The following is a 21,560-nucleotide window of genomic DNA, read 5'->3' on the forward strand; positions in this document are numbered from 1 at the left end:
CGCCGTGTTCGTCGGCGTCGGCGAAGGCCCCGGCGTGGGGGTATTGGTGGGCGTTGGCGTATTGGTCGCCGTGGGCGTGTTCGTCGGCGTCGCCGTCGGCCCCATGTCGGGGAACGGATAGCCGGTCACCCAGGCGGGGTCGGCGGCGTCGGGCTGGTTCGAGGCGCCGAGCGTGGCGTTGTTCGGCGCGCCGGCGCTGTCCGCAGCGCTCTGTCCCGCCCCTTCATCGAAGCGCCACAGATCGACCGTGTTGGCATCCACAGCGTGCGGCGCCGTCGGAACGGCAAAGTTGCCTGTGTAGCGCACAACGTTGGAGATGCGCACATCGTCCAGCGCGCCGGCGAAGGCCGGATAGCCTGCAAACGCGCCCATCTGCACCAGCGGCCCTTGCGTCAACGTCGGGCCGGCGGCGCTGGCGGTGGAAGCCTGTCCGTTGACGAAGGTGCGAATCGCGCCGGCGCCGTAGGTGGCGGCGACATGGTGCCAGACGCCCGCCTGCAACACGGTGGGGTGAGTGTTCGATTGCCAGCCCTGATTGGTGCGCACCCAGAAGACGATGCGCCCGTTCTCCATCTCAACCGACCAGCCGCTGTCGTCGTCGCCGCCCAACACGACGATTCCCGTTTCGTTGGCCGCAGCGGGCCGCAGCCACATCTCAACGGTCACAGGCCCGCCGCCGACCGTGGCGCCTGCGCTCAGGAAGTCGTTCACGCCGTCGAACTGCAGGGCGAAGTTGCCGCCGGGGGCTGACGTGGGCGTCGGCGTTGCAGTTGGCGGGATCGGAGTGGGCGTCAACGTCGCCGTCGGGTCCGGCGTGGGTGTATCCGTAGGGGTCGGCGTTGACCCGCTGAACTGGACGCTGACTTGGCGCACCTCAGGCGACTGAAGCGCGTTGGAGGAGGTCAGGTCCAGACGATACTGGAAGTAGCGCGCAGGTGGGCTGGCGATGACGCCGCCGCTCACCGCCGCCCAGTCGCTCCAGTTGACGCCGTCCACCGAGATGCGCGTGAACGCTGCGACCCCCGTCCCGGCGGGCGTCAGTGCATCGAGCGCCATGGCGCTCCAGGGCGCGCTCTGGCCCGCGTCGAACACGCAGGAAGTGTATGAGCCAGCCGCAGGATACTGCCCGACGCGCGCCCAGTCCACGTTCATGGGGCTGGCGCCGAAAGTCGTCGGCGTCTGATGGTAGATAAACGCCCAGGTGTTGAGCGTGGGCACGCCGGGGATCGTCCCTTGCAACGCGCCGTTGACATAGAAGCGCGATTCAGTCATATCCCACTCGATGCGGAAGACATGGTACTGCGTCAGATCGATGGTGGGAATGTCGACGTCGATGAGCGGCTGCGTCTCACTGCCGTCGCGACCGCGGATGTACGTCGTGTTCGTGTCGCGCGTGACGAAGATGCGCAGCGCGCTGTCCGCCGGGAAGGTGCTGCCGTAGTAAAGCGGCGGCAGCTCTCGATAGAAGCCGATGTCCGGCCAACCGGCGTAGCCGCCGTTGACGCGCTGCTGGGCGCGCACCTCGATGAAACGCGGCTGATACGGCTGAAAGTTGATCTGCGACCGCAGCAACGAGCCGTCGAGCGTCACCACGCCGTTCGAGACCACGGGCGGCGCGGTGTACCAGGTGTTGGCGTAGCCGATCAGCCAACGGTTCGTATCGATGGAGGCGCCGTTGAAGTAATCCTCGACCGTGGCCGGCAGGCGCACTTCGCCGCCGTCGGCGTCGCTGACGCTGACCGTGCTCAAGACGGCGCACGACGCAGCGAACTCGCTCGCAGAGGTCTGGATGAAACCGCCCGGCCCGACAGGGATGAAGGCCGGCGTCGGCGTAAAGGTGGGCGTGTTGGTCGGCGTCGCCGTCGGTGTAGCGGTGGGGGTGTTCGTGGGAGTAGCGGTGGGCGTCGCCGTAGGTGTGTCGGTCGGTGTGCCGGTGGGCGTCTCGGTCGGCGTCTCGGTCGGCGTCGGCGTGTTGGTGGCCGAGCCGACGGGCGCATTTTGCAACGTGACGCTGCGCACCTCCGGCGAGCGCAACACATTGGTCGTCGCCAGGTCGAGTCGATACTGCAGATACCGGCCGGCCGGGCTGACGATGGTCGCGCCGCTCGTCTGCGCCCAATCGCTCCAATTCACGCCGTCGTCGGAGGTGCGCGTCCACGCCGTCACCGCCGCGCCCGCAGGGAGGTCGGCGTTGAGCGTCAGCGTCAGCCAGTCGACCGGCTGACCGGCATCCTGCGCACAGGAGACAAAGCTGCCGTTCGTCGCATATTGTCCGGCGCGCACCCAGTCCACGCGCAGCGGGCTGACCCCGTAGGTCGAAGGCGTCTGGCTGTAGAGAAAGGCGTAGGTGTCGAGCGTGGCCGCGCCGGGCGTCATCGCCTGCTGCACGCCGTTGACGAAATAGCGCGTCTCTGCGCCGTCCCATTCAATACGGAAAAGATGATATTGCGCCAGATCGACGGTGGGCAGATCGACGCTGTAATAGGGGCTGGGGCTGACGCCGTCGCGCGCCGCGACATAAAGAGTGCCGTCGGTGCGGGTGATGAAAAGACGAAACGCCGTCGTCGCCGTCGGCGCATTGGGATCCAGCGGAGGCAGGGCGCGGTAGTACCCCAGGTCGATCGGCCCGATTGCGCCGCCGTCGCTGCGCGCCTGTGCGCGCGTCTCAAAAAAGCGCGGCTGCGTCCCTGCAAAGCTCATCTGGGAGCGCAGATACATGGCGTCCAGCGTCACCGCCCCATTGGCGACTGTCACGGGCGCCGTATACCAGGTGTTGGCGCTGCCGACGAGCCAGCGACTGCCATCCACCTGTGAGCCGTTGAAGTAATCTTCGAGCGTCGCCGCCAGACGCAGCTCGCCGCCGAGCGCGTCGCTCACGCTGACGTTTGTGGCAGTGGCGCAGCTAGGAGAAAAATCGGCGGCAACGTCATGTACGATGACGCCGCTTTGCTGCGCCTGCGCCGTTGCAATTGGCAGGATGCGCAGCCCCACCAACGCTCCTAGCAGCCCCAAGATTGTGGCCAAGGCCCCCAGCTTGCGCATAACGTTCGCGTGCATTGCCACCCTCTTTCCCCAGACAAACATTCTGTTCTGGTCCGTGCGCGCCATGGGTAGATTCCTTCGTTGAATTCGTAAAGGGCGCGGATACGCCTTCGAGTAAAGCACGCGTTCGCAATGCGCCTGTCGAGCAACAGTGAGTTTGAAGAAACGCCGACGCGCCCAATCGGCTCCCACCGATTGTCCGTCACAGCATATCATGAATTCCAGCGTCAACGGCTTACAGTTCGCTGACAGCATGTTGAGGAATCGAGGCGCGCAGATCGGTGCACTTCGGCGAAACGACCTGGCGCCTTGCATGGTTCGGCTTTGCGAGAATGAGAGGAGCGCCCCTCATCGGCGCACGCGTTTATAGCGGGCGTTGAACTGCTCGTCGTCGACGATCTCGACCTTGACGGGAATTTTGTAGGAAGCCAATCGCTCTCGGCAGAAGGCGCGCATGCGTTGTCGAAAGGCTTGCGCCGGCTCGGGCTGCGCCAGGTTGACGCGAGCGGTGACGATGGCGCCGGTGAGCGGGTGCGGCTCGCCGACGACGACGGCGTCCACGACGTTTTCCATCTGCAACAACACGCTCTCCACCTCGGCGGGGTAGACCTTCTGGCCGCCGACGTTGATGATCTCGGTCTTGCGTCCCAGAATGCGGATATACTCGCCGTCCACCTCGACCATGTCGTTGGTGTTGAACCAGCCCTCTGCGTCGAAGGGGCTGGGCGCGTTGAGGTAGCCCAGCATGGCCGAATGCGCTTTGATCCAGAGCACGCCGTCGACGACTTTGGTCTCGAATCCTTCGCCGCCCACTTTGACCCAAAGCGAGCCGGAGTCTTTGGATTTGGAGCGCAAAATGCCCAGCTCCGAAAGACCGTAGGTCTGTTGCAGCTTGATGTGCGGGAAGAGTTCGTGCAGACGAGTCAGCGTGCTTTCCGGCATCACTTCGGTGCCGTAGGTGATCAGCTTGAGCGAGGAAAGGTCATAACGCTCGTACGCGTGCGACATCAACAACAGGTTGAGAAAGGTCGGCGACGTCGGCAACATCTCCGCCTTGTGGCGCTCGATCGCCTGGCAGACGACTTCAGGATCGCGGTCGCGCAGCGAGATCACGACGCCGCCGTTGGAAAGCGTGTACAGCAAGGTGTTGACGCCGCCGATGTGGTCAAGCAGCAAAAAGGTGATGGTGCGCATACGCTGGCGAGGCGTCTTGAATTTTTCGAGCAGCCGCGCAAAATTGTGCAGCGCAGCCTTGCTCTTGCCGGTCGAGCCGGACGAGAAGAGCACAAGCCCGGGGTCGCCCGTCTCGCGCAGCGCAACGATGAGCGCGTTGTCCGCCGTGCGGCCCGTGCGCGTGAACTGCCAGCGGTCCTGCTCGTCGATATGGACGATCGACTCGACCTGCGCAATCTCCAGAAACTCCTCACGGTGCGCCTCCACCGCTTTGGTCAAGGGCACGACGATGACCCCGCGTTCGATCAACGCCAACAACAGAGAGACCGCTGCGGGCGAGTAATCGCCTTCCAGCGTCACCACCTCGCCAGGGGCGACCCGATGCTCGTCCAGGAAAGCGTTCCAAAAACGCACGCGCTCGAGAAGCTCGCCATAGGAGGTCGTGCAATCGTTCCAGATCAGCGCAGGCTCCGTCGCCCACCCGGCCATGCGCTCAATCAACCACTGAATATGCTGCCGGTGCATAAATTTTCTCCACTCGGGTCTCACGCAGCGCAGGCGCCATCCAGGCCGCCACCCCGTAGATCAGCGCCGCCGCAATCAAGGAAACCGTAAAGCTTGACATCATGCTCACAAGGATCACCGCCGTTGAGCCAAGCACAGAAAAGACGCCGTTCATGCCCCACGCCCAGGAGACCAGCGCAGGCGCCGCCTGTCCGACCTCGCGGATGCCGGTGGGGAACGGCATGCCCATGAAGAAGGCCAGCGGCGCAATCAACAGGACGCTGGCGATCACGCGGGCAGCGTCGGACAGCCCCAACAGCGCAGAGAACGCAGCAGGCAACGCCCATACATAGAGCAGAATCAGAGCGGAGACGACCAGGATCATCTTGGGCAATTGCGTCTGCACCCTCAACAGTCGACGCCCCAGCAGGCTGCCGCACGCCGAGAAGCACAACATGCTGAAGATCGTCGTCGTGATCGCCAACGTCGGGTAGCCGATGAAGAGCGTGAAGCGCTGGATCAACACGATCTGCACGAACATGTACGCCATTCCCAAGGCGCTGAAGTAGGCGAGCATTTTGCCGGCGTTGGGCGTCGCCAACCCTGCGCGCTGGTTGCGCCAAAGCGGGTAGACGATGAACAAGATGGCGGCCGCCAGGCTAAACCCCAGCATCGTCAGCAGAATGATGTTGCCCATCGGCACGCGCGCGCTCAAATTGCCGGTGCGCGCCCCTCCTTCCAACAGACGATCCCATTTGAAATAATTGTAGTAGAAAGGATGGTCGTCGGTGACCGGATAGATATTGAAGGGGTAACGCTCCTCAAACACGCGAGGATTGCGCGCCGCAAGATACTGGGCGTAGGCTGTGCCTCGTGGGGTGAAGGGATCGTGCAACACGGTGAAATTGTTTTCCAGCGCCCACGCCTCCAATCGCTCAACCTGAGCCAGGGTGAAAGGCGAGGGCGAGACCAGCAGGTTGATGGCCGACTGCGTATCGTTTTCAATGACGAGAATATGCGCAGCCGGATCGCCGACCCCGCGCCTGCGCAACGCCTCCGCCGCCAGCCCGGTCAGCCGTAGGGTCTCGATCGGCGGGTCGGTGGCCGCACGCGTCCAGGAGAAAACGCCATTGGGCGTCAATCGCTTCAAGGCCAGCTCGAAGGCCTCGACCGTATAGAGATAGGACTCGGAAAGCACATAAGCGCCCGTGTTGAGCGCAGCGATGTTGTCCAGCCCGATGCCCTGGATCACGTCGAAACGCTCGTTTGTGCGGGTGAGGAAGCTGCGCCCTTCGGCGGTCAACACCTCTGTCTCACCGGAGGCCAGGTTGCCTGTGAAGGCGGCGTAGCGATTCACCACCAGATCGACGACATCCGAATTGAGGTCGATCGCCACGATGCGCCGCGCGTTGTGGAGCTTCGCCAGCAGAATGTCGATGCCGCCGCCGACGCCCACCAGCAAGGTCGAGGGTTGAGGCTCGCTCAGCAGGTAGGGTGCGCTGATGATGGCGTGGCGCAGGAAATTGAATTTCGCCAGGTCGCCGTCATACGCAAAAAGCCCCGTCATCGAGGTGCCGTCCAATGTAACGAAGTGAAGCCGATAGGTTGCACCCTCCGGCTGGTGAACAAGGCCCCGTTGACTCACGCCGCCCACGATCATCGGCTCGGTCACTTCGACCGCGCGCGTGACGTCCACGCGCGCCACCGGATTCCAGCGCGTGTATTCCGGTCGCTCGGCGCCGCTGACTTGCAACGCCCAATGCAAAGGTTTGGATTCGGGCACGGGCAGGTAGATCGGTTGAACCAGCGTAGCGATCAGCAACGTCGCCTGCGCCGCCGCAGCAAGGCCGGTTGCGATGCGCCACCGCCTATCCACGTCGAAGAGCAACGCCGCCGCAGCCGCCAGCAGAGCCGTCAGCAGGATGGCGCTCGGCGCGCTCAAAAAATGAACCACCCAGATCACGCCGAGCGTGCTGACGCCCGCGCCCAGCAGATCGGCGAAGTACAGGCGATGCGCGTGATAGGACCACACGCTGAACGCGCCGGCGATCACCAGGCCGCCCAGGGTGAAGGTTGTGAACAGCCCTGCGAAATAGATCGCCAGCCCCGCCAGCGTGCGCGGCAAGTCTTCTATGCGCAAAGGATCGAACTGCACAAAGGAAACGATCGCCAGCATAGCCAGGATGCTCAGGCTGAAGGCCAGCGCCAACGGCCCCAACCGCGCCCGAATCACTTCATGTCGCCACTGCCGCACGGCCAGGAAGACGCCCGCCGCGCCGCCGCCCAACAGCGCCACCCCCACCACCAGATAGGTGAAGTGATGCCAGATCATGATGGAAAAGATGCGGGTGAAGATCACCTGCAACGCCAACACGCTGGCCGAAATTAACGCCACGCCTGCATACATCCAAAATCGCCTCACCCCACACCCCCCAGTGTAATCACCTGACCGGTGATGTAGTCGCTCTCCGGTCGAACAAAGAAGTCGATCACGTTCGCCACATCTTCAAAGCGCCCCAGCCGTTTGATGGCGAGCCGCTCGATGATGGCGTCGATCTTTTCCTTCGGCACATTGCGGATCAGATCGGTCTCGATCGGCGTCGGCGCCACGACGTTGGCGGTGACGCCATAGGCCGCCACCTCGCGCGCCAGAATCTGCGTGAAGGTGACCACGGCGCTCTTCGAGGCGGCATAGAGCGCCTCGCCCTCCAGCCGCAGCGGCACGGCCACCGTACTGATGTTGACGATGCGACCGTAGCGGCGACGCTGCATCAGCTTCACCGCCTCTCGGCAGAGCAAAAAGACGCCCTGCATGTTGGTGGCGAAGATGCGCTCGGCGGTGGCGGCCGGCGTCAGCAGCACATGGTTCATCGACGCAATGCCGGCGTTGTTGATCAGCACGTCGAGCCGGCCGAACTCCTTGCCGATCGCCGCCATCATCTTGCGCACACCCGCCTCGTCGGTGACGTCGACGCAGAAGTGTCGGTAGCGCTCCAGCGTCCAATCCGGCTCGCTGCGACTGCAGCCAACCACCTGTGCGCCGCGGCGGACGTAATGCTCCGCCAGAAAACGGCCGATGCCTTTGCGCGCGCCAGTGACCAACACCACAGAGCCTTCCATCACCCTTGCTCCGCCGCCAGCTGCATCACATAGTCGGCCAGCGTCGCCACCGAGAGGAAGGGGCTGCGCGTCTGCGACATAGCGCGGTCGTCCGCCAGGACGACGACAAGGTCAAAGGCCTCCTCCAGCCGCTGCTCCACCTCGACGATCAAGGTCACCAGCCCCATCGAGTCGAGCGCCGCCGAGCGTCCGATCAGCCGCGTGGTTTCATCCAGCGCAGGCAATTCCGCCACGCCCTGGCTTTCCAGCACATCGCGCAAGGCGGAGAGGATGACGTTCACTACTTCGCTTCGATTCAAATTCACCGTTGTGCTCTGCATAAATATCCTTTGCGTCAATGTTTTCTCTGCGTAAAAAATGATTGCCGCTGTGTGTGGTTTCTCTTGCAGGCGCCCGACGCGCCGCCGACGGCGTGACCTTCGACCAATCGCTGCATCCCGTCATGGGGTGCGGCGGCGATACAGCTCGAATTGCCCCAACGCCTCGACCCGTTCATAGCCGGCCTCCTGCAGCCGCTCCACCGGGTAAACGTTCACCCACCGACCGAACTCGCCGATGAGCACAAAGTCCGGCGCCAGCTCGGTGAAATCGTACAGTTCGGCGACGGGCGTTTCGCCCAGCCACACCTGGCGCACGGCGCGGTTGAGCAGCAACTGCGGCGGGTAGTGATAACGATGGTCGGTCAAAAAGCCCATCTGCGGCTCCCAGGTCTCGACCAGCGCGTCGAGTGGAACCTGCCGGTTCATCACCGCCGCCATCTGCGCTGAATCATCCGGCGGTGCAGAAGCGATCGTCCAGGTCAGCCGCGCCGCCGGCGCTGCAATCATCACGACCAGCCAGAGCAAGGCCGCCAGCCCGCCGTAGCCGACCGCTCGTCGCCCCCGTTGCGCAGCCTGCCATAAGCGTATCGGGCTGAAATTCGCCGTCAGGTCTCGAAACATCCACGCCACAAAGAAGGCGGAGAAAGCCAGGCCCACGAAGGCATAGCGCAGCCAGCTCACCGACGCCACCACATACCAGCTCAGGTTGATAAGCGTAAGCAGATAGAGGATCGCCAGTTGCTGGCGTTGCTCCTGAGACAGATTGACCTTGCCCGGTGGGCGCAGCAACGCGTAGCCGGCGTAGAGCAAGGCGGGGAAGAGCGTCCACAGAAAGCTCTTGGCGCTGAAGAGCTCGCCGAGCGCGCGCATCATCAGCGTCGGCGAGAAGACGGCGGCCGCGCCGGCGGTGAACTCGCGCAGCATCGCCAGGTTTTCGCCGATCGTGGCCGGCCCCAGGTAGACCAGCGTGAACAACTGCCACGCCCCAAAAATTAAAGCAGTGACAATGCCCGGGATCAGAAAGATGCGCTGCGGCAGCTTGAAAAAGAGCCAATTCAGCCCCCAGGCGACCAGCAAAGTGGCGCCCAACACCAGCAAATATTGGTACTTGGTGACGACGCTCAGCCCCAGCAGCGCGCCGACGGACGTCAGCTCCCACCAGCGGCTGCGCCGCCAGCGCGTGAACCATAGGAGAAAACCGGCCGCCATGAAGGCAAGTCCCGGCGCTTCGCCCAGCACCTGGCGACCGTACTCGACCATGCCGATGGCGGGCGTGGCCAATAATAATGCAGTGGCGACCAACGCGCTGCGCAGGCCGAGCAGGTGACGCGCCAACAGAAACATCCACAGCGTCGCCGCCGCCAGGTAGAGCACCATCACCAGCCGCGCCTGCAACAGGCCAATGCCGAAGAAATGAAACGCAGCCGCAATCGGCAACATCACCGTCGGTCCTACGCCGATGGTTGGCCCATAGTGGCGAAGCCCTTCGCTGCTGTAGTCGGCGTAGACGCCCATCGTCACCAGCGCCTTGGGCACGTGCAGGTGCGAGCCTTCGTCGAACCAGGTCTTAGGATAATCGGTCAGGTTGTAGAAAAACAGGAAGAGGATCAAGAGCGCAGCGACGGCGACGGCGAGTCGCTTCGCCCACACACCGATCCGCTCGACCTCCTGGCCAGGCTGCGACGTGGTTGAAGTCATCATGGCAATTCCCCTTGCGCACTCGTCAGCCGACTCAGGCGAACGCCTGGGCTGACTGTTGAAGCAGCCGATGTTGGACGACTTCTGCGGCCGCATGTCCGTGACGGCTCACCGATTCGCCGTTGGTCAGCGCAGGGTAGATCTGCGCGGTCGTCACCAGAAACAGTCGCTCCACCGGCGTCTCCACCTGCGGGATGAGGTGCACGGAGTTCAAGCCATGCAACGGTTCGACGTAGCGCTCGCGGTGCACCAGGAAATAGCGCACCGAGGCCGGATCAAATTGTGGGAACATCACGCGCAGGTGCTCCATCCACATCGCTTTGATCTCTTCATCCGATAGACGAATAAGAGGGCTGTTGGGCGCGGTGTACTTGGGCAGATAGACGAGATGATGGCCACCCACGTATGCAGGATCAATATACGAAGTCGTCTCGATCACGCCGGTGAAAGGAATGCGCGGGTCTGTAATGTTGAGCGTCCAGTAGCCGGTCAGCGGCCGATCCAACACGAGCAGCGGGCAGACGATGCCTAGATACTCGGTCTGCGCAAGAAAGTCATGATATTCCTGCGGCGCAGAGGGGATCAGACGTCGGAAGATGGGAACCTGGGAAGTGACCACCACGCCATCGCAGCGATGGACGCCACCCGTCAGACGCACGCCGGTCGCGCGCGGCGCAGCGTCTCCTTCGATGCAAACTTCCTGCACAGGCGTCGAAAGGTGAATGCGCCCGCCGTTGGCTTCGATGCGCCGCGCCATCGCTTGAATCAGCGTGATGTAGCCGCCGATGAGGTGACCGGCCATCTCCTTCTGGCTGGCGCCCTGTCGCGTCGACTTGACGCGCACCAGCCGCGACCAGATCCACGTGGCGGGCACGTTGCGAAAATCGCCGTCAAACTTGGCGGCCAACATCGGACGCCAGATGTTTTGATAAGTGTTTTTTCCGCTGAGCCGGATCAACCACTCTTCGACGCTGACGCCCTCCAGCTCCCGCCAGTCTTGAATGCGCTGCGCCGCCAGCACAGTCAAGCCCAGGCGAAAGCGATCGATCCAGCCGAGAGGGGGGAAGCGCAGAAACTCGATGATGTTGTTCATCGAATAGAGGGCGCCGTTATGATAGAAGCCGGTGCGCGTCTCCCGAAAGCGGAGCTGATCGGCGACGCCCAGCTCCGTGCACAACGCGTGCAGATGCGCATCGCTCGATAGGATGGCGTGATAAAAGCGATCGACCTTCACCCCGTCGGGCAAGGTCAACGGCCCCGCCAATCCGCCGAGGGTGGACGACGCCTCGAAGACGTCGACGGCGACGCCCTCTTTGCTCAGGTAGTAGGCGAGCGTGATCCCCATGATCCCGCCGCCGACAATGGCAATCTTCAACGTTCCTCCAGACATCTTGCTCTTTCCAGGGACGGCGCCTGTTCGGTTTGTCGCGTGGTGCGTGTTCCGCGCAGCGCACCATTGTGTGACGCAACACGGAACACACCATCCCATCAAGCGCATCCCAGGCTGGCGCTCAGCCTTGTTTTCCCAGGATTTCTGCGATCTGCTCCGCCGCAGTCCCATCGCCGAGCACGGGCGGATGCTCGGCGGGCGGCTGAAAGGTGCGCCAGGCTGCAACAATCTTACGGCAATCGGCGCCGACGAGGAGGTTCCAACCCACCTCCACCGTCTCGGTCCATTCGGTCTCTTCGCGCAGGGTGAGGCAGGGTTTGGCGAAGTAATACGCCTCGCGCTGCACGCCGCCGGAGTCAGTGGCGATCAGGCGGGCGTTTTCTTCGAGCACCATCATGTCGTAATAGCTGGCCGGCTCCGTAAGCAACACATGCGGCGCAAAGCGGGCGTCGATGGCCTGCAACGCTTTACGCGTGCGCGGATGCACCGGGAAGACGATCCGTTCGCCGACTGCGTTGAGCGCCTCGACGATGCTGCGCAGCCGCTGCGGGTCGTCGGTGTTGTGGGCGCGATGCACGGTCACCAGGGCATAGCGGCCCGGTTCGAGCCGCAAACGTTCGAGGACGTTGGACTTTTCACGCGCAAGCGCGCGATGGTGCAACGACGCGTCGAGCATGACGTCGCCGGTGATGTGCACCCCTTCCACGATGCCCTCGCGCGCCAGGTTGGCGGCGGACTTGCTGCTCACGCAGAAGCAGAGGCTGGCCAGATGGTCGGCGATGATGCGGTTGATCTCCTCCGGCATCGTGCGCACGAAGCTGCGTTCGCCCGCCTCGATGTGTACGACCGGAATGCCCAGCTTGCTCGCCGCCAACGCGCCCGCCACCGTGGAGTTGGTGTCCCCGCGCACGATGACCGCATCGGGCTTCTCCTTGAGCAACACCTCCTCCATGCCCACCAACATGGCCGCCGTCTGGCGGGCGTGCGTGCCGGAGCCGGCCTCCAGGTTATAATCCGGCGCTGGCACGCCCAGCTCGTCGAAAAACGCCTGCGACATGGCGTAGTCGTAATGCTGGCCGGTGTGCACTAAAATTTCGGTGTGCGTTTTGCGCAACGCCCAACTGACCGGCGCCGCCTGGATGAACTCCGGCCGCGCGCCGACGACGGAAACAAATTTCATCTTACGATCCGCTGCGTGAAATCAGAAAGACGCCCAGCATCACCACCAACGTGCCCGCCAGACGCAACGGCGTGATGTTCTCGTTGAACAGCAGCCAGGAGGCCGTCAACATCACCACATAGCTGAGGCTGGCGAACGGATAGGCGAAGCTCAGATCGACGCGGGAAAGTGCAGCCAGCCAAAAGACCGTGCCGCAGACGTACAGCGTCAACCCGCCGATGATGAAGGGGTTGGTGAAAATCTTCCAAAGCGTCGGTCCGATGTCGTGCAGGCTGAGCGTGATCTGGCCGGTGAGGCTCATGCCATACTTCAACGTAATTTGACCGATCGCCCCTGCGATCACGCTGACCAGAATGTAGCCGATGGCGATTGTCATGATCTGTCTTCTCCCGCTGAGCATCTCTGATGATGTCGTCTCCATGATTGTCCCCGATTTCCTCTTCAATGGACGGCGAGCTCCCGTCTGTCGCCCGCCGCAAGCGGTTGCACCGCCGGCGCCAGCCGCAGCCGACGCAGCAGCACGTTGCCCTGAAATGCTAAATGCGCCCGAATCGTGCGCAAAATTTTCGCCTTGGAGGCGCCGAAAGCGCGCGAGTAGAGCGTCGTCGGATACTCGGCCACCTTGTAACCGGCCAGCATGGCGTTGACCATCAGCTCCGTTCCGGCCAAAAAGCCGTTCGATTCAAACGGAATGCGTGTGATCACCTCGCGGCGATAGGCGCGGAAGAGCGCCGTGTAGGTGTGGATGTGCGGATCCACCAGCAGCCGATAGAGCAGCGACGAGCCTTTGCTCAAAACGATGCGATAGCCGGGCACGTTGGCGATGGCGCCGCCGGGCGCGTAGGGCGACGCCGTAACAATGCTCACGCCCGGCTTCAGATGGGCGAGCAGCGCCGGGATCGTCTCGAACCGATAGGTGCCGTCGCTGTCGGTGGTGACGATCACCTCGCCCGCCGCAGCTGCAAAGCCGGTGCGCAGCGCAGCGCCCAGCCCCCGGTTGACCTCATGCCGCTCAAAGCGAAAGGCGACGCCCGGCGCATCGACCCCGCCAAACGCAGCCGTCAGGGCGGCGTAGGTGCCGTCTTTGCTGCCGTCGTCGACGAAGATCACTTCCACCCCTTTGACCGTCTCGCCGGTTGGCAGCGCCGTCCCCATCAACCCCTGGGCCACCGGTAAAAATTCGGTCAACAGCTTGTCTACGTTGTCCGCCTCGTTGTAACAGGGTATGACGATCGAAAGCAACACGGCGTTCAATGTCCTTTCCACTATGCAATCCCTACTATGCAATCACTGCGCTCGCAACGTTGGGCGCCGCGGCCGCAGTGCGGCCATACGCAAAGCGGGCGTCTAACATCCGCTGCCGAATCTGTTCCCGAATCGTCTCGGCCAGGCGCAACGTGCGCAGCCCATGTTCGGCGGTGACGCGCGGCTGTTGGCGCGTACGCACGCAATGGACAAAATGGTCCAACTCTGCATGCAGCGGCTCGGCGATCGGCACATGGATGCGCTCCACGACGCTCTCCTGTCGATACTTGACGCCGCCGTGGTTGTGATGAATGTATTCGCCGACGGTGCGATAGTGCACCTGGATCGACTTGTTGAGCAGGTCGCCCTCGATATACGCCTCCAGTGCGGTGACGTCGATGGCGCGCACTTTCTGCTCCGTAACGCGCGACGCAGTCAACGTGAGCAGCGGCCAGCGGGCGAAGCGCAGGGTGACGCTGGCGTAGTCGATGGCGCCGCTGAAGACGGTGAAGCCGTCGGCCTCGATCTGGATCGGGTCTGCGCCCGCCAGATCGAGCGCCAGGTCCAGATCGTGCACCATCAGGTCGAGCACGACGTCCACATCGGTGTTGCTGCCCACATAGGAACTGAGCCGTCGGAAGTTGACGACCAGGGGCGACATGTTGTCGAGCACATGTTTCAGCTCACCGTAGGCCGGGTTGAAGCGCTCGATATGCCCCACCTGCACGATGCGCCCCGTCTCTTCCACAAGCTTTGTCAGCGCCTGGGCCTGCATCCAGGTCTCGGTGAACGGCTTTTCGACGAACACGTCCAGCCCGCGCTCCAGGCATGTCTTCACCAGTTCAAAATGGGTCGGCGTCGGCGTGGCGATGCTGACGGCGTCCACCTGCTCCAACAGGGCGTCGAGGCTCTCGAAGGCGGCGACGTCGTACTGCGCTGCGACGCTGCGCGCCGCATCGGTCGCAGGATCGTAAACGCCCACCAGGTCGGCGTAGCGCAGCGTCGAAAAGACGCGCGCATGGTTGCGCCCCATGCGCCCGGCGCCCAGCAGGCCAATTCGCGTTCGTTCCATCTTTCCCTCCTATGTCAAAACAGGCTCTCGCGTCGCCGCAATCACGGCGTCGGCCACCGCCTTCACGTCCGCTTCCGTCAACGCGGGATGCACCGGCAAAGAGAGCACGCGTGCGCTCGCCGCCTCGGCGACCGGCAGCGCATCGCTGTAGCCGCGCGCTTGATACACCTGCTGTCGGTGGATCGGGATCGGATAGTAAATGCCGTAGCCGACGCCCCGCTCGGTCAGTGCAGCGATCACCCGGCCGCGAGACTCCACCGCCACCGTGTATTGATGAAAGACATGCAAAGCGCCTGGGCGCACCTTGGGCGTCTCCACGCCGGGGGCGTCGGCGAGCAGCGCCGTCAGCAAGGCGGCGTTGCGTCGACGTTGCTCGTTCCAGCCGTCCACCCGCCTCAATTGCACCAGCCCGATGGCGGCCTGCATGTCGGTCATACGGAAGTTGTAGCCCAGCGTCTCGTGCACGTAGCGCTGACGCATGCCGTGCTCGCGGATCATGCGCATGCGCTCCGCCAGCGCCGGGTCGTCGGTCGTGATCATGCCTCCTTCGCCCGTGGTCATGTTTTTGGTCGGGTAGAAGGAATAGCAGGCTGTTCCCCAGGAGCCCATCGGCCGGCCGTTGAGCTGCGCGCCGTGCGCCTGGCAGGCGTCCTCGATGATGGTCAGGCCATAGCGTTCGGCAATCGCAGCGATGGCGTCCATGTCGCAGGGTTGGCCGAACAGGTGCACCGGGAGGATCGCCCGCGTGCGCGGGGTGATCTGCGCTTCAATGGCGGCCGGATCGATCGTGTAGTGCTCCGGCTCGATGTCGGCGAAACGGGGCGTTGCGCCGGCGTACACGATGCAATTGGCCGAAGCGATGAAGCTGAACGGCGTGGTGATCACCTCGTCGCCAGGGCCGACGCCATGCGCAAGCAGCGCCACATGCAACGCCGTGGTGCCGGAGCTGACGGCCACGGCGTAGCGCGCGCCGACCCAGGCGGCGAAGCACTCCTCGAACTCGCGCACGCGGCGCCCCTGCGCCAGCTGGCCGGAGCCTAACACTTCCAGGACGGCGGCCTTCTCCTCTTCGCCGATCAACGGTTTTGCAATCGGGATCATCTTGTCTCTGTTTCCCTTTCCGCCGCCCCGATCTCGATCTCCCTCTGGCAGCGGGGGCAGCGCCCGCGGCCATGGTCGTCGATCTCCAGCCGAGCGCCGCAGGCGCACACATAGCCCACCAACCGCGCCGGCGCGCCTAAAACCAAGCCATAGGCCGGCACATCGTGCGTCACCACGGCGCCGGCGCCCACCATCGCAAAACGTCCGATCTCCACGCCCGTCACGATGATGGCGCCTGCGCCGATCGAGGCGCCGTAGCGCACCACCGTCCGCCCCACCTCCCAATCGTCGGCGCCCTTGAGAGAACCGTCGGGATTGATAGCGCGCGGATAGCGATCGTTGGTCAGGCACGCCTGCGGACCGATAAAGACGCCATCCTCGATGACTGCGCCGTGGTAGATCAACGCGCTGTTCTGAATCTTGACGCGGTTTCCGATGTGCACGTCGAAGTCGATGTACACATCTTTGCCGACGTTGCACTGCTCGCCCAGCACGGCTCCTTCGCGCACCTGCGCGCGGTTCCAGATGCGCGTGCCCTTGCCGATGTGCGCTCGCGGCGAGACATCGGCGGTCGGATGCACGAAAAAGTCTGCTGCGGCCTGTGGCTCACCGGAGCCGTTGATAGGCGCGGATTGCATCGTTCAACCTTTCCACTTGCTCAGGCTTGCCCAACGCCTGATACCACCATTCACGCACCATCAGTTGCCCCTGGCTGAAATCCAGCCCCTGCCACATTCGCACTGCGGCGTCGACGTCGCCTTCCAGCGCGTAAATTTCCCCCAGCATCTGGCGCGTCGCCCGGTCATGGGGCGCGGAAGCATAGGCGGCGAGCAAATGCGCTTTGGCCAGATCGAACGCTCCCTGCGCCAATGCAATGGCCCCAAGCCGACGGCGCGCCGTGGGCTGCCAGGGATCGAGCGCCAACGCCGCTTCAAAATGGAGCTCCGCCGGCGTCAGCTCTGCGCGAAGCTGGCGCCGCACCTCGTCCTGAAACGACCAGGGTGGGCGCTGATATGTCCCCAACTCGACTCGCGTTTGCAGCACGGCGCCGAGATTGGCTTCCCAACGGGCGGCGCCACCCGACATCAGCGTCGCCAGCAGAAACGGCGTCGCGAGGCCAAAGACCAGTCCACCCCCGATCGGCGCGCTCGAAAACAGCACAGGCTGAACGCCTTCCATGGCCGCCTCGTAGGCCGTGGAAGCGCTCCAAAGCAGAAGCGCGGGCGTGAAAAAGACAAATGCAGCCAGCGAGCTATAAAACAGCTCCGCCTCGAACAGACTATGCACCAGAAAGGCGCCCAGCCCCGCCAGCCCCCCGATCAGAAAAATGCGAGTGGCGCGCTCGGCGATGCGTAAGGCGGCGACAGCGTAGGTCACCGTCGTTGCGATGAGGCCCAACCATGCAAACAACGCCACCACCCCTTGTTCGAGGGCCAGATGCAGATAAAAATTGTGGGCGTGATAGAGGTAAGGCACATGGACCAGATACGCATACGTCGCATAGACCATCACGGCTGCGCCCAGGCCGCTGCCGGTGAAGTAGTAATCGGCGATCAACGGCAGCGAATTGCGCCAGAGGTCCAATCGGCTGAGCGCCGATGCATCCTGAATGCCCAGTTGCGCATCCAGCCTTGACGAAGCGATGACGGCGAGATAAACCAACGCAGCGCCGGCCGCGCCCAACAATGCGGCGCCATCGAGCAGCCAAAGCCACCTGCTCTGAAAACGACGCTTCAGCGCTCCGCGCAGCCAGCCATAGCCCACCGCCGCGCCGGCGGCGCCCAGCCCCAGAAACGCCCCCCGCGAGCCGGTCAACGCCAGCGCCGTCAAACTCAACGCAAGCAACCCGCCGACCAGCAAAGCGGCCCCTCTGCGTTTTCGCGTCCATGCAATCCACAATACAGCTCCCAGCACGGGGACAGTCATCGCCAACAGTTGAGCGATCAGATTGGGATTGGGAGTCGGCGGCCATGTCGCCGCCATGTTCCATGCACGGCCCCCTGCACCCACAAACTGGGCCAGATAAATCGCAGAGACGAACGCCCCCATTAGCGCGGCCGCTCCTCCCAGAATTCGGACGATCATTTGCGTCGAACAATATTTGCCCAGCAGCGGCGCCGCCAATACAGCCACAAAACCACCCAGTAAAAAGAAAAAGCGCTCGATCGCTCTGCCTTCGTCGTATGCGACCCAAACTGCGACCACCGTCGCCGCAAACAGACTCAGAATGAAGCCGTAACTCGCCCCTAAAATAGCGCTCTGCAACCTTACGAAAGCCTCGGGAGCGAAACTTCCGCCTTGCTCACCTGCTCTTTTTGCATCGACTCGTGAAGCCATGCGCTGAATCCGCCTTTGCGATGCGTCTGTATGTTTACACGAACTTCTACAGACGGTTTCGGCCAACATCCCTGGCAAATCTGGAAAAATTATAGCACCCGCACAACCCTCCATAACTTACAATGTGCTGACAGCCGGTGACGCTCTTCTCTGGACAAACCTCCGACGAGGCTTGGGAGGCGACATAATCTCAATGCAACAGAAAAGGGTGGTCGTCTGACCACCCCTTTTCTCCGTCTCCGCGCGGCGGCGCAGGTGACTGGGTCTGCTTACGTCTTCGAGAACTGCAACATCTGCCATCCGACGTTCACAGCGCTCTTGGCGCCTTCCCATGTATTCAGCCCTTTCAGGAAAGTCAGAATCGGGCCAGGGCGCAGCGACCATTCGCGCGTGGCGCGCTTCTGCCAGTATTCCAGCTGCTCCGCCGTGAGATTCTCGTAATCGAGCACGGTCGATTGATCCATATCGACCTCCTCCCACTTGGTGCCGGGGCGGAACCAGTTGTTTTCGACCACCTCGTAGAAGAACGGCGTGCCGGGATAGGGCGCAGCGATGTGGAAGAGGGCGATGTCGAGCGGCAGCGCTTTGGAGTAGGCGATGGTCTCCTGGATCGTCTCCTCTGTCTCCCCCGGAAGGCCGATGATGAAGTATCCCCAATTTTTGATGCCGGCGGCCTTCGCCCACTTCAACGCCTTGAAGGCCTGTTCTTTCTTATATCCCTTGCGCGCTCGCTTCAAGATCATCTCGTTGGCGCTCTCGATGCCCCAGGAGATGAGCCAGCAGCCGGCCTTGCCCATCAGGGTCAGCATCTCCTCATCCACGTAATCGACGCGGCTGTTGCACGTCCAGCGAATTTTGAGGCCGCGCTCGAGGATGAGGTTGCAAAGGCTGACCACGTGGTCGCGATTGACCGTGAAGAGATCGGCGTACATGTGGATGTTGGTGATGCCCAGCCGGTTGAGATACTCCAACTCCTCAACGATGTTCTCCGCCGAGCGCACGCGCACCGAGTTCTGATAGCTCACATGCTTAATGCAGTATTTGCAGCCGGCCGGACAGCCGCGGCTGGTGACGATGAAGGTGAACGGCCCTTTGATCATCGGCATGCGCTGCTTGTCGAGCGGCAGCATCTCGTGCAGCGGGATGGGCAGATCGTCCAGATTCGGGATAAACGGGCGATCGGGGTTGATGACAATCTCGTTCCCGTTGCGCCACGCCAGCCCCAGGATGCGGGCGCAGGGGTTGTCGCTCTCCTTGACCGGAAACTCGTCCACGACCTCTTGGGAGCCGATGCGCCGTCGCTGCGGCATGCTGGTCTCCGCCAACATTTTCGCCACGCGCGGGTTGGAGGGCTTCTTGCCCTCAAACGCGTCGATCAGCTCGCGCAGCGTCATCTCCGGCTCCCCGCGCAGCACGAAATCCAGCGCCGGGAAAGGCTGCATCGTCTCCAGCGTCATCGGCGTCACATGGGTGCCGAAGGCGATGGTCTTGGCGCCCAGCGACTTGGCCAGAAAGACGCCATACATGTCGTTGCGCAGCGTGGGGGCGGTCACTTGCGTCATGTAATACTTGGGGCGCAGCTGATCCAACCGCTTCTCGAATTCTTTCCACCCCATGCGCAGCGCGTTGGCGTCGATGATTTCCACTTTATAATCAGGCGCCAGAATCGCCGCCATTTGCGCCAGGCTGACCTGCGGCCAGATCATGTTCTCGCGCGAGCGCCGCCCCACGCGATGCTGGCTGCGAATCCAGATGGCGCCGTCGGGCGTCGGCGGGTTGACGAGCAGCACATCGACCGATCCGGGCGGCCGCGTCGATGAGGTCAGCGTCTGCACGCTGGCGCCGGCGTCTGGGAATTGAGAAGGGCGCAGCGGCGGGATGCGCCGCGTGCCCAGATTTTCGCGAATGTCCTCCGAAAGCTCGATGTTCGGCTGTTTGCCGTTGACATCGTGCTGGGTGAAATGGGCAGTCATTCAGGTTCCTCCATGAAAAACAATTGTCTTCCAGGAAGCGCCAAAGCTGCCTGGAAGACGCCACGCAATCGATAGCCTCATGGCTGTGGTTGGAGACGTTCGCTGCGCACCGACACCGGCCCCGCTGCGACGGGCTTCATGGTCTCCTTGCCCAGCAGATCGCTGGCGGCCAGGTCCTCGCGGATGCGCAACGCCTCCAGCGTCTGCATCTGCAGCCAGGCGACGAGCAGTTGCAGCCCCATCAGGCTGAAGACCGCGCTGCTCAGGAAGTACAGCCAGAGCTGCATCAACGTTGCGCCCATCAACGCCGCCGTCAGGCTGCCGATGGCGAAGCCAATGCCGATCAGCAGAACGACCAATCCCGCCCAGCCAAAGTGGTGCTCCCAACGCACATTGAAGAGCGGTTTGCCCCATAGCCCCTGGCGCACCGGCGTTTTGTGAAACAGGGCGACGAAATAGTTGAAGCTGAACCCCAGCGCGATCAGCATCACGCCGCCTACGGCGAGCACCAGCGCCGAGAAGAGGGCGAAGGCGCCCAGCGGGCTGACCGTCTGCACACCTTGCAAGCGCACCCAGATCAACCCCAGCCCAATCAACGCCGCAATTGCAAAGCTGACCATGCCGATCAGCCCGAAAGGCCGCGCCGGGTTGTAATTGAGCGCCGTCCACACGATCGATTGCCCAAAGCGCATGCCATCGCGCACCACGCTCAGTTTGGAGCGGCCGATGCGTTCGCTGTAGGGAATCGGCGCTTCGACCATCTTCAGATTTTCATGCAAGGCGCGCGTGCTCATGACAGGCGTCAAGTTCAAGCCATCCGGCAGCGGATAGAGCTGCGAAAGGATCGACTTTTTGAAGACGCGCATCCCGCTGGCGGAATCGGTGATGTTGGATGCGCTGATAAGGTTGACAAGCCGGGCGAAGATGAGATTGCCGATGCGGCGCATCAACGGCATCTGACTCTCTGCGCCGGCCATGCGCGAGCCGATCACCAGGTCGGCGCGCTGTTGCTGCGCCGCCTGCAACAGCGCTGGGAAATACTCCGGCGGATAGGTGCCGTCGGCGTCCAAAAAGCCGATCCACTCGCCGGAAGCGGCGGCGAAACCGGTTTTCAGGGCTGCGCCATAGCCGCTGTTGCGCGCATGCTGCACCAGGATGGCGCCAGGCTGGGCGCGCACCAGCTCCGCCGTGCGATCTTTCGACCCATCATCGACTACGATCAGCTCCAGCTCGTCAAACCCGACCTCGCGCAGCTTCTCGCGCGTCGCCAGCACGCGCTGCATAATTTCACCGATGCCGTCTTCCTCGTTGTAGGCCGGAATCACCACCGAAAACGTCGCCATACACTTGCTCTCCTTCCATTCAACCGCCCATGACGGCCTGCTCTGACGCGGGAAAGCTCCCA

The 21,560-nt window shown here is 63.0% G+C and carries 16 protein-coding genes; all 16 read right to left on the bottom strand.

The window, feature by feature from the left end; genetic code table 11:
• The coding region (locus tag Q0367_RS09840) for a LamG-like jellyroll fold domain-containing protein (protein WP_298981958.1) at positions 1-3,057 on the bottom strand (3,057 nt) is incomplete at its 3' end.
• 333 nt (positions 3,058-3,390) lie between these two features.
• On the bottom strand, positions 3,391-4,740 hold the full coding sequence (locus tag Q0367_RS09845; RefSeq protein WP_297637014.1) for a long-chain fatty acid--CoA ligase: 1,350 nt from the start codon (positions 4,738-4,740) through the stop codon (positions 3,391-3,393).
• The gene (locus tag Q0367_RS09850) at positions 4,709-7,126 is read right to left on the bottom strand and encodes a hypothetical protein (protein WP_298981962.1); all 2,418 of its coding nucleotides are present in this window, start codon (positions 7,124-7,126) and stop codon (positions 4,709-4,711) included. Before Q0367_RS09850 ends, Q0367_RS09845 begins: the two co-directional genes overlap by 32 nt.
• Positions 7,127-7,137: 11 nt before the next feature.
• Positions 7,138-7,839: an SDR family NAD(P)-dependent oxidoreductase gene (locus Q0367_RS09855; RefSeq protein WP_297637008.1), complete on the bottom strand. Its 702-nt coding sequence runs from the start codon at positions 7,837-7,839 to the stop codon at positions 7,138-7,140.
• On the bottom strand, positions 7,839-8,159 hold the full coding sequence (locus Q0367_RS09860) for a hypothetical protein (protein ID WP_297637005.1): 321 nt from the start codon (positions 8,157-8,159) through the stop codon (positions 7,839-7,841). The genes Q0367_RS09855 and Q0367_RS09860 overlap by 1 nt, the downstream gene beginning before the upstream one ends.
• A 120-nt stretch (positions 8,160-8,279) precedes the next feature.
• Positions 8,280-9,860, bottom strand: coding sequence for a glycosyltransferase family 39 protein (locus Q0367_RS09865; protein ID WP_298981970.1), 1,581 nt, complete (start codon positions 9,858-9,860; stop codon positions 8,280-8,282).
• Positions 9,861-9,891: 31 nt separating this feature from the next.
• Positions 9,892-11,232, bottom strand: a complete 1,341-nt coding sequence (locus Q0367_RS09870) for an NAD(P)/FAD-dependent oxidoreductase (RefSeq protein ID WP_298981972.1) — start codon at positions 11,230-11,232, stop codon at positions 9,892-9,894.
• A gap of 136 nt (positions 11,233-11,368) precedes the next feature.
• Entirely contained in the window at positions 11,369-12,427 is a 1,059-nt protein-coding gene (gene wecB / locus Q0367_RS09875; protein ID WP_298981974.1) for a non-hydrolyzing UDP-N-acetylglucosamine 2-epimerase, read from the bottom strand.
• Position 12,428: 1 nt separating this feature from the next.
• Positions 12,429-12,803, bottom strand: a complete 375-nt coding sequence (locus tag Q0367_RS09880) for an EamA family transporter (protein WP_298981976.1) — start codon at positions 12,801-12,803, stop codon at positions 12,429-12,431.
• A gap of 65 nt (positions 12,804-12,868) precedes the next feature.
• Entirely contained in the window at positions 12,869-13,693 is an 825-nt protein-coding gene (locus tag Q0367_RS09885; RefSeq protein WP_298981978.1) for a glycosyltransferase family 2 protein, read from the bottom strand.
• Between the two features lie 13 nt (positions 13,694-13,706).
• Positions 13,707-14,744 (bottom strand): Gfo/Idh/MocA family protein, encoded by a 1,038-nt coding sequence (locus Q0367_RS09890; protein WP_298981981.1) that lies wholly within the window; start codon positions 14,742-14,744, stop codon positions 13,707-13,709.
• A gap of 9 nt (positions 14,745-14,753) precedes the next feature.
• Positions 14,754-15,845, bottom strand: a complete 1,092-nt coding sequence (locus Q0367_RS09895; protein ID WP_298981984.1) for a DegT/DnrJ/EryC1/StrS aminotransferase family protein — start codon at positions 15,843-15,845, stop codon at positions 14,754-14,756.
• Complete coding sequence (locus Q0367_RS09900) at positions 15,842-16,483, bottom strand: acyltransferase (RefSeq protein WP_297636981.1); 642 nt, start codon at positions 16,481-16,483, stop codon at positions 15,842-15,844. The genes Q0367_RS09895 and Q0367_RS09900 overlap by 4 nt, the downstream gene beginning before the upstream one ends.
• A complete protein-coding gene (locus Q0367_RS09905) occupies positions 16,452-18,110 on the bottom strand; it encodes an O-antigen ligase family protein (protein WP_297636978.1) in 1,659 nt (552 codons plus the stop codon). Before Q0367_RS09905 ends, Q0367_RS09900 begins: the two co-directional genes overlap by 32 nt.
• A 341-nt stretch (positions 18,111-18,451) precedes the next feature.
• Entirely contained in the window at positions 18,452-20,155 is a 1,704-nt protein-coding gene (locus Q0367_RS09910) for a radical SAM protein (protein ID WP_298981987.1), read from the bottom strand.
• A gap of 77 nt (positions 20,156-20,232) precedes the next feature.
• Entirely contained in the window at positions 20,233-21,498 is a 1,266-nt protein-coding gene (locus tag Q0367_RS09915) for a glycosyltransferase (RefSeq protein WP_298981990.1), read from the bottom strand.
• Positions 21,499-21,560 lie beyond the last annotated feature (62 nt).

The sequence above is a fragment of the uncultured Caldilinea sp. genome (genome assembly GCF_937128415.1).
Classification (GTDB): Bacteria; Chloroflexota; Anaerolineae; order Caldilineales; family Caldilineaceae; genus Caldilinea.

Coding starts and splice junctions, on each gene's coding strand:
- Q0367_RS09845 (WP_297637014.1), bottom strand. CDS start 4,740: ATGCACCGGCAGCATATTCAGTGGTTGATTGAGCGCATGGCCGGGTGG.
- Q0367_RS09850 (WP_298981962.1), bottom strand. CDS start 7,126: ATGTATGCAGGCGTGGCGTTAATTTCGGCCAGCGTGTTGGCGTTGCAG.
- Q0367_RS09855 (WP_297637008.1), bottom strand. CDS start 7,839: ATGGAAGGCTCTGTGGTGTTGGTCACTGGCGCGCGCAAAGGCATCGGC.
- Q0367_RS09860 (WP_297637005.1), bottom strand. CDS start 8,159: ATGCAGAGCACAACGGTGAATTTGAATCGAAGCGAAGTAGTGAACGTC.
- Q0367_RS09865 (WP_298981970.1), bottom strand. CDS start 9,860: ATGATGACTTCAACCACGTCGCAGCCTGGCCAGGAGGTCGAGCGGATC.
- wecB (WP_298981974.1), bottom strand. CDS start 12,427: ATGAAATTTGTTTCCGTCGTCGGCGCGCGGCCGGAGTTCATCCAGGCG.
- Q0367_RS09880 (WP_298981976.1), bottom strand. CDS start 12,803: ATGACAATCGCCATCGGCTACATTCTGGTCAGCGTGATCGCAGGGGCG.
- Q0367_RS09890 (WP_298981981.1), bottom strand. CDS start 14,744: ATGGAACGAACGCGAATTGGCCTGCTGGGCGCCGGGCGCATGGGGCGC.
- Q0367_RS09895 (WP_298981984.1), bottom strand. CDS start 15,845: ATGATCCCGATTGCAAAACCGTTGATCGGCGAAGAGGAGAAGGCCGCC.
- Q0367_RS09900 (WP_297636981.1), bottom strand. CDS start 16,483: ATGCAATCCGCGCCTATCAACGGCTCCGGTGAGCCACAGGCCGCAGCA.
- Q0367_RS09910 (WP_298981987.1), bottom strand. CDS start 20,155: ATGACTGCCCATTTCACCCAGCACGATGTCAACGGCAAACAGCCGAAC.
- Q0367_RS09915 (WP_298981990.1), bottom strand. CDS start 21,498: ATGGCGACGTTTTCGGTGGTGATTCCGGCCTACAACGAGGAAGACGGC.